The organism is Ureibacillus terrenus, assembly GCF_006569205.1.
GTDB lineage: Bacteria > Bacillota > Bacilli > Bacillales_A > Planococcaceae > Ureibacillus > Ureibacillus terrenus.
The window spans coordinates 176,014-184,927 of record NZ_VIGD01000005.1 but is presented as its reverse complement, the minus strand read 5'-3'; the positions used below and the strand labels follow the sequence as shown (position 1 = coordinate 184,927).

Here is an 8,914-nt window from a genome sequence, read left to right as displayed (position 1 = left end):
AAGCTCAACTACTGTTTGTTTAAATTCTTGATTATACCGTTTTTGACTCATGATTCGGACACAACCTTTCGTTAGTTTAATATTAATGACTTAACCAAGTTGTGTCCATAAATCTATACTACATCTACTATAGCCGCATTTATTTGTTGTTTATTGTCCTGCTGTTATATTACCGCGAGCAATTGCAAGATTTGTTGGGGCGTTATGCGTTGCTTGGGGAAGAATTTTTGGAAGAATCGGCAAAAGATATTCTTAAAGATTATTATAAATTAAACCAAATCTACTTTTTCAGATGGATTTCCCAGGAGATTCAAGGAATTGAAATGTGGAAATTTCTTTATGAAATATTCGGGATTGAAGAACTTTATCAATCGGTTGTCCATGATATGCAAGAATTGAATCAACGGTTGATTGAGAAGCATACGAAGAAACAGGAACAAGAACAACAAGTTCAGTCAAAAGAAATTCGGACTTTAACCATTTTGGCAGCTTTTACGGGATTTTTAGGAATAAATTTAATAGTTCCAAATTTTGAGAATGATTTGAGCGGAATTGTGAATCGCTTGTTATCTAATAAGTTTTGGGATTTTTCGGATTACAAAAATGATATCCGTACAGTAACCTCCTATACATTTTATTCTATATCCATCATTATTATTTTTTATATTACATTTTTCTTTGCACGAAAACTAGTTAAGTGGATTGTTAATAAATATAAATCAATTTTTAATAAGAACAGGGGGGCCAATAAATGAAATACCGATACCTGGTCGTCAGCGATACCAATAATATTATTGATTACATTTATGCCAGCCCGAAATTTAAGATGATCCGCGGTGCGAGCATATTACTGGATGAGTTGAACATCGTCGAGACGGTCCGGATTGCGGAAGAATTCGGTGGCCTCGTGCTCAGCACCGGTGGCGGTGAAGCCCGTGTGTTATTTGAACGGAAAGAAGATGCGGAAGGTTATATGACTGCCATTCAACGGAAGTATTTGGAAGCGACAGATGAAGTCAGCTTATCCATCGTCAATGTGGAAAGACGGGAACACGAATTGATGCACGACTGGCTGCAGCGGGCGGAAGAGCGGCTTCGTCTTTCGGAAATCGCGAAATATAAAAAGAAAATCCATAATATTTCCATCGCTCCCATTATGAAACGTTGCGACAGCTGCCACCAACGGGCAGCCGAAAAAGGTCTGGAAGTGGAAGAGATGCATTGCTGCCGCAGTTGCTATAACAAGAAGAAGGCGTTTGATGGGCTGAAGGAAAAAATCGATTCCCCGAAATTTTCGGATCAGGATGGAGACCTATCCGGACTGGAAGAAGTGTATCAACAATTAATAAAAGAAGTTCCATTTCAGAGGGTCGAAAAAATGTCCGATTTGGTCGGGGACGAGCCATCCGACAGTTTTATCGGGTTTATTTATGCGGACGGAAAAGGAATCGGCCAATTGTTTAAAGGGGATCTGGAAAGGGAAACCGATGACGAAACATTTATCCGAAGATATAAGGAAATCAGTAAAGGGTTGAAGGATTCATTAATTTCCGCCGCGGTTGAAGCGTATAAGAAATGTTTGGAAATTGGATTTGAAGAAGAAGAGTTTCGGGTGGACTTTTCTTCCATCGGCGGGGATGACTTTGCGGCGATAATCAATGGAAAACACGCAACTGTCTACACTTATTATTTATTAAAATATTTTAATCTTTTTACAAAAAACAAAATCAATTTAAAAGAAGGTAAGCATTTGGCTGCGGGGATTATCATCGCCAAATCCACTTATCCGATCCACCAACTTTACAATTTGGCCTATGAATTGATGGCGAAAACGAAAGCGGAGAGCAATGAAAGCACTTTGGATTTCCAAATTCTCTATGATTCAAATATAACATCCATTGACGAAAAGAGAATGAATATTGATGGAAGGGATTTATATGTCCGCACTTATCGGATTGGGGATTCGGACGATCAACACTTGTCCTTTAAAGATTTATATGAAAAAGCCCGCAAGTTAAAAGAAAGAAAATTTCCATCCAGCAAAATCAAGGCGATTTACCGCATTACGGCCGAACCGAGCAAATTGATGATGGAATTCGAGTGGAGAGAATGGCTATCCCGGCTGGAAAAGGAACATAAAGAAATTTTCTTCGAATGGAATAAAAAGTTCCGAAAAACGCCGTTTGCCTTTGAAAGAAACGGAATCCCTTATACACCGCTAAGAGATCTGTTTGATTTGTACGAATTTGTGGATGAAAAGGTGGTTATGGAATGACGGCTTATATCCCTGTCGAAATCAAATACATCTTTAAGTTGGAAAGAACGATTAACATGGGGGAAGAGAATAATTCATCAAATGTTTTAAAAGGGTCGGAAGAACAAAAGAAAGTAGTGCCAAGTCCATTAAAAATCGGATCGGGCACGGGAAAAAACAGTTCAGTGGACAACACGTTCAAAACAAGGAAGTTGGCAAACTCTCAAAAGGTTTACGAGATTCCGGGGACCAGTGTAAAGGGGCATTTCCGTTCCACGTTTAAAAAATTGGAGCATTTATTTGATGTTCCGGCAGAACCGATTTTCGGAGAAGAGCGTTATGCGGGCTGGGCTCATTTTTCCCCGTTGAGGGCAAAAACGGAATCCGTCCATTTGGAATGGTCGGCAAGCACGAGCGTGGATCGTTTCCGGAAAGCCGCGAAGAATCATTCTTTGCGAGTGGAGGAGTTTATCACTTTGAAAGAAGGCTCTTTTTTGGCCGGAGAGGTGGATGGGTATATTCCGGACGAAACGAATAAAAAGGAAGTGTTTGCGCTGATGCTGGCCATGTTGGCCACGAAACGTTTCGGGGGCGATAAATCCACAGGATACGGAATGGGCCGGATCATCATCGAATCATGCAAAATTGGAGATTGGGTTCTGAAACAATCAGAAATCGAAGAAGAAATTCTGAAACATTTGGGGGAAGGGGTGTCAAAATGATTTGGGACGTGACCATCAAGGCGTTGCAGCCGATCGCCATCGCAGAAAAATATAATGCCGAATCCTTATGGAGTACAAACCGCTACATTCCAGGTTCCACATGGCGCGGCGCCTTTGCGCAAATTTGGGAATATAAAGCGGGCTTCGACCATCCTTTGGCAGACCGCTTTGTCAAGGAAAGCATTTTCCGGGACGCCCACTTGGAAAATAGTGTGCTCTATCCCGTCTATTATAAAGTGAGAAAATCGGGAGGACCCGCCAAAAGCTATTTGGATGAGCTGGTAAAAGGAGAAAGATATCGCGTCAAAGATGAGCAAGAAGTGTTATATCCGAAGTGCGGCTATGATGAACATCCGGTAATCGATGCTTCGTTGGGCATTGAAATCAGCCCGACGAGGGAAGCGGTGGTAAAAGGAAAACTCTATACAATGACTTCCATTGCGGAAGGAACCGTCTTTAAAACAACAGCCGCCATCCCCGAAGAAGTGCTCGAAACAGTGTGTGAAAAATTGGATGACCATTATCAATGTACCCTGTATATCGGGAAAAAACGGTCTGCGGGCTATGGAAAAGCCGAAGTCATCTTCAAAGCCAAGGAAAAGAGCGATCTTCAACGTGATTTTCAAAAAAGGGCCAGCCAATTGCCGGCATGTCCGGATGACACCTTTGTGGTGGTACTGGTGGCCAAAAGTCCATTAATTTTATTGGATGAATATTTGCTCCCGACGGATGAAATCGATTGGAAGATTCACATTGCCCCCATCGTGAAAAATTCAAAAGAAATGGTTGATTTCATAGAAAAGCTTGGGGATAGAGCGGAATTTAAAACCTATGGCTATGGGGCAATCCGGGACGGCTGGCAGCAAACATGGAATGCGATGAGGACATCCGCCCATGTTTTATTGCCGGGGACGGCGCATGTCACGAAATTCAAAGGAGTTTCAGAGGATGAAATCAATCTGATCTTACAAGCGATTCAGGAAATCGAAGAAAAGGGAATTGGCGAACGGGTGCAGGAAGGATTTGGACAGGTTGAACTGATGCCGGAAGCGAAGGAAGTCAAAGTTGCAGAATCGTGTAAGAATCAAGCTGGACCAATTGACGAAATAAAAGAAATAAAAATTAAAGAGGAACTTTTGAAGCGGGCAATAGATTTTGCAAAGAAAACAAAAGGTTTGATTCCAATTTCTCAATGGCAGGCCTTGATGGCATTATCCGATCCGCGGAAAGAACTGATGAGCACAGAATATGAAAAATATCAAGATGGCAATGTAATGAAAACAAGATATAAGTACTACTTGCAGCGGCGGTTGGAATCAAATGCAACTAGTGCCTGGAAAAATGAAATTCCCAATTCGGAATTGATAATTGGGGAAGCCCTCCGGAGGGAAATCAGTAAAATTGAGGATGCGTTTTCTTATTCAAAAGAAATGAAAGATTGGGCAGTAAAAACATTTATCGGGTTTTTAGTCCGGGAACAAGTTCGGCTGAAGCAAGAATCCAAAAAGGGGAGACGTTGAAGATGTGCGAAACAAATTACAATGAAAATATGAATTTTTCAAAATTGAAAAACATGTACATTTTCCGCATCAAATTGAAAAATATCACGCCCATCCATGTTGGCGGAAATTCTGAAGATTCTGTAACATCAAAAAATCCGATTATGAGAGTTTCGGAAAATGAAAATCCGTTCATTCCCGGTTCCACACTTAAAGGTTTGATGCGTTCTGCCAGTGAACGCCTGGCCCATCTATTTTTTGATAGAGAGCCGTGTTATTTGGATGGAGATAAGGCATGCGCTCCACATAAAAATGTAAAAATAGAAGAAAAAATAAAAGAAATAGAACAAAAAGAAGATAGAAAAATTTCTGAAGAGAAAATTTACAATCTTTATTATGATGAACTATGTCCGATTTGCCGCACATACGGCGGAGGTTCCATTGCTTCGAAGGTAAAGTTTGAGCATATTGTTTTTCCTGCAAATACGTTAACAAATATACGGGAAGGAATTCAAATCGACAGAGACACCGGCACGGTTAAAGGAAATCGTTTTTATACTTATGAATATATTTTGCCAAATTACGAGTTTGAGATGGTGATTACTGCCGAAAATATGACAGAGGAAAATTTAAAAGTGCTCGCATTGGCGCTGGCACAGCTGCAGGGAAATCAAATTCGCATTGGCGGCATGCTGGCTAGGGGTCTCGGACAAATTGAATTTATAAGCGGAACCGTAAAAATATACGATTTTTCAAAGAAGGAAAATAAGAATGCCATTATTCAAACATTGTTGGGCAAAGATACACCTACCGAAAATAAAACGCTAACTGAATTTTTGGAAAAGGTCTTATAAGAAAAGAGGTGTTCAACGTGGCTTCTTTTAAAAAACTTTGCAGGAACGCTTCCTTTGATTTGGAACTGGAAGCGCTGTCTCCCATCCATATCGGGACAGAAAGCAGCAACGAAAACAAAAATTTAATGATGAAAAATGATTACAATGAGGATGTAAAATATGTAATTACAGGCAGTTCGGTTAAAGGAGTCGTGCGATCCTATTTAAGCGATTTGGCCGTTTACTTTGATACTCAACAATTTAATGAGTTGCTTGAGGATTTATTTGGAACACAGTCATTGAAAGGGAGAATCTTCATATCCGATTCGGAGTTCGATAAAGAAGTGCAGGGGTCAAAGACAATCAATGCCATTCCGCGTTTATCCGCACGTGATCCCAAAATCATTGAATATGAAGTGATTCGTCCGACCACCAAATGGGTTTTGCATTTGGACGTGATGAACCCGACGGCGGAGGATTTCGGGTTAATGGCTTTGGTTTTAAAAGCCCTTTATTCCGGAAGTGTTCAAATCGGACATGGAAAATCGAGAGGCTTCGGACGGGTGGCATTGCATCGGGCAGATGTTGTTTTAGAATTTTTTGGCGGGAAGGCAGGACAAGAAATTGCCAAAAAATCAATTCACGTCGATCTAAGTGATTGGAAAAAGGAAAAGTCGCTGATTTCTGAAAGATATCTTAAATCCTTTGAAAAAGAACAGACTTTCCGATGGATGCAGTTTGGCGTGGATGCCCTCGCCGAGAAAGTGGCAGGTGGTGTATGATATGTCCATATTCCAAACAGAAATAACCGAGTCCATCAATCTTTCGGAACTGGTGGAAGAATTTAAGAAGAAACATTCCGATGCTATGTATTATATGGAAAGTATACTTGAATATAAAATCGGGAAACTGGAATCTTCAACCGAGATTCCAGACAATTTTGATTTTCTTCGGTTTTTTTCGGAGGACGAGGAGTGGAAAATCAAAAAATATCCATCCTATTATCGCATTGTGAAATTGGACAAAACTTCCATTTCCCAAGAGAAAAGACAAAGCAGAACGTTGATGATTGATGATTCAGCCAAAAAAAATCGGAATCTCCCGTTCAAATATTTGATAATTGAAATGATCGAAGATGGAGAATTGTATTTTGAAAGCTGGAAGGGGGTAAGCGGATGAATTTGATGGGGGAAAAGCTGAATAAGTTATTTCCGGAATTGAAAAATCCCGCGGAGAATGAAAATGCAGCAATGGAAGCCGAAATGGATGTTCTTCCTTATGACTTTATTTCCATTGATGATCCGATTGAATCCACTCACTGCGCCAAAAAACAACAAGATTTGAAAACGAATTATACCGGTGTCATGACGGTGGATTTGCAATTGAAGTCGCCGATGGTCGCAATTGATGAAATGGGCGATGTAGTAGAAATAGCCAGGAAATCAGGCGGTCAAAAAAATTCTGTACCAATTTATGATTATCGTAATGCCCTTGGAAAAGGATTTCACAAAAAAATTCCGGCTTCATCGATTCGCGGCATGCTCCACAATGCGGCGGAAATCATCTGGAATGACGTTTTGACGGTGGAGGAAAGTAATGGGTCTAATCGAAAACTGAGGGAATATATTCCGGCAGATTGGTTATCTGAAAAAAACACTCTTGAGAACCATGGATTGGCATCCCATTTTTTTGGATTTGTGCAAAATCAAAGCAATGAAAATTCCAAAAAGAAAAATAAAGGAATCGCTTTAAGTTCATTGTTGCAATTTTCAGATGCTGTCACTGAACATGCCGAATATCAGGAAGCGTATTTAAAGCCCTTTACATTGGCTTCACCAAAGGGGTTATTGATAAAGGGGACTAATCGTTTCAACATGAATTATATGGAAAAAACAAAAAAGAGATTGCGACCTGCGGGAAGAAAGGTTTATCTGGCGGGACGCACAAAAGATTTGGAAAAGAGATGCATAGCGGAAACAGTCAAAGAGGCATTCCGGGGTTTTGTAGGAGAGCATTGGAAGATCAATCGTGAAAAGCATATCTGCATTGAAAACGGCAAGGCGGTACAATTGGAAAAAATCATTTTAATTGCCCCGAATACGGTTTATACCTTCAACATTTATTTTAAAAATTTGAAGGAGGAAGAGTTGGCGGCGCTTGTCCGGTTAATCGAATTGAATGCTGGCGCCGAAGCTTCGGAATTGGCGAAGAAAGCGACATATGCAATCGGCCGCGGAAAGCCTTTAGGGTTTGGAAGGGTCCGGTTAACGGTCCGGGACATTTATGTAAGGGATGCAACGAAAATATTGGATTTAAACGCTCCCGAGTTTAGCAGGCAAATTGACAAAGCGGAACTTTACAAAGGCAGCAATCCATATCAAAAAAAATATGAAGAGTATTTCGCTTTGACCGATGATCAAACATTTGACGGCCATAAAATATATCAAAATAAAGGAAAAAAAGTGAAACGATATACAAAATTGAAACGGGGTACGAAGTTGTGATTTTCAATACATCCGAGATGCTTTTTTCTCTCCCCTTCCGCATGACGGTTTTAAAATTTGCGATTGAGCCGATGGAAGAGATGGTGATACCGGCCTATCCAGCCATTACCATCCGTGGCGGTTTAGGATATGCATTAAAGCAGAAATTGTGCCTGTTTGATGTCCGGACATGCCGAGAAAAATGTCAATGTCCCGAAAAGTGTTCCTACACCCTGTCTTTTGAAGATCGGGAAGGCGCCACGACGCAAGCGCATCCCTATATTCCGTATACAAGGCCATATATCATCCGTGTGGAGAAAAATTATCCATCCATTATAAAAAACGGAGAGCTTTTTGAATTTCAAATTTATTTATTTGGCAATGCGGTGGATGATTATATGTCTTATATCGGGGCCATCAGAAGGTTCGGTGAAATCGGATTTGGCAAAAAACATGTCCCTTTCATCATCCGGACGGTGAAGTCCGTGGAACCGGGAATCGAAAGGATCATTTTTGAAGGGGACCGGCTGTTAAGTGAGCCGGCTGTTTTAAGTTTTAAAAATCTTTTAGCTATTCCGGAATACCGGCCTTTCCAATTGAAGCTGGAATTGGTCACGCCCGCCCGTGTGAAACATGAAGGACGTTATGTGAAAGATTTGCCCTTTGACTTGTTTGTCATGAATTTAATTAGACGATTGAACAGCATACTTTATTTTCATCATCAGTATGAGCTGGATCCGGAATGGGAAGCGTTTTGGATTGATGCATCCATTGATGTGGACACGGTCTTTTCCGGGTGGGAGTATGAGAGCTTTGAAAGGTTTTCCACAAGGCAGCAACAAAAAATGAAACTGGATGGCATCATTGGCGAAATGGTGGTGGAAGGGGATACTTTGAAGGAGCTTTTTCCATTGCTGTATGCAGGACAATTTTTGCATATCGGAAAACAGGCAGCCTTTGGATTTGGGGAGTATAAGCTTTCGGTATATTAAAATGAGGCAGCTTGGCTTCCCGGTATTTCATCGATTAACTGAATAAATTGGCGACGCCGTTTGAGCAGATGCCTTAGAAAATGATGTTAACTTTTTCAACAAAAGAAGCGCCTGGCACTTAATTGGATGCC

Annotated in this window: 9 protein-coding genes; all 9 read left to right on the top strand. The window is 40.8% G+C overall.

Annotation, left to right across the window (positions count from 1 at the left end; all coding sequences use genetic code 11):
* The first annotated feature begins 227 nt into the window (after positions 1 to 227).
* From FKZ59_RS05685 to cas6, 9 genes are read left to right on the top strand one after another with little or no spacing between them, the layout of a single operon-like run.
* Entirely contained in the window at positions 228 to 755 is a 528-nt protein-coding gene (locus FKZ59_RS05685; protein ID WP_181733191.1) for a hypothetical protein, read from the top strand.
* Positions 752 to 2,275, top strand: a complete 1,524-nt coding sequence (locus FKZ59_RS05680; RefSeq protein ID WP_141601781.1) for a Cas10/Cmr2 second palm domain-containing protein — start codon at positions 752 to 754, stop codon at positions 2,273 to 2,275. Before FKZ59_RS05685 ends, FKZ59_RS05680 begins: the two co-directional genes overlap by 4 nt.
* Entirely contained in the window at positions 2,272 to 2,976 is a 705-nt protein-coding gene (locus FKZ59_RS05675) for an RAMP superfamily CRISPR-associated protein (protein ID WP_141601780.1), read from the top strand. Before FKZ59_RS05680 ends, FKZ59_RS05675 begins: the two co-directional genes overlap by 4 nt.
* Entirely contained in the window at positions 2,973 to 4,496 is a 1,524-nt protein-coding gene (locus FKZ59_RS05670) for an RAMP superfamily CRISPR-associated protein (protein WP_181733190.1), read from the top strand. Before FKZ59_RS05675 ends, FKZ59_RS05670 begins: the two co-directional genes overlap by 4 nt.
* Positions 4,497 to 4,498: 2 nt before the next feature.
* A complete protein-coding gene (csx7, locus tag FKZ59_RS05665) occupies positions 4,499 to 5,329 on the top strand; it encodes a type III CRISPR-associated RAMP protein Csx7 (RefSeq protein ID WP_141601778.1) in 831 nt (276 codons plus the stop codon).
* Positions 5,330 to 5,346: 17 nt separating this feature from the next.
* Positions 5,347 to 6,090, top strand: coding sequence for an RAMP superfamily CRISPR-associated protein (locus FKZ59_RS05660; protein WP_181733189.1), 744 nt, complete (start codon positions 5,347 to 5,349; stop codon positions 6,088 to 6,090).
* Position 6,091: 1 nt separating this feature from the next.
* A complete protein-coding gene (locus FKZ59_RS05655; protein ID WP_141601776.1) occupies positions 6,092 to 6,487 on the top strand; it encodes a hypothetical protein in 396 nt (131 codons plus the stop codon).
* Complete coding sequence (locus FKZ59_RS05650; RefSeq protein ID WP_141601775.1) at positions 6,484 to 7,812, top strand: RAMP superfamily CRISPR-associated protein; 1,329 nt, start codon at positions 6,484 to 6,486, stop codon at positions 7,810 to 7,812. The genes FKZ59_RS05655 and FKZ59_RS05650 overlap by 4 nt, the downstream gene beginning before the upstream one ends.
* A complete protein-coding gene (cas6, locus tag FKZ59_RS05645; protein ID WP_141601774.1) occupies positions 7,809 to 8,783 on the top strand; it encodes a CRISPR system precrRNA processing endoribonuclease RAMP protein Cas6 in 975 nt (324 codons plus the stop codon). Before FKZ59_RS05650 ends, cas6 begins: the two co-directional genes overlap by 4 nt.
* The last annotated feature ends 131 nt before the right edge of the window (positions 8,784 to 8,914 follow it).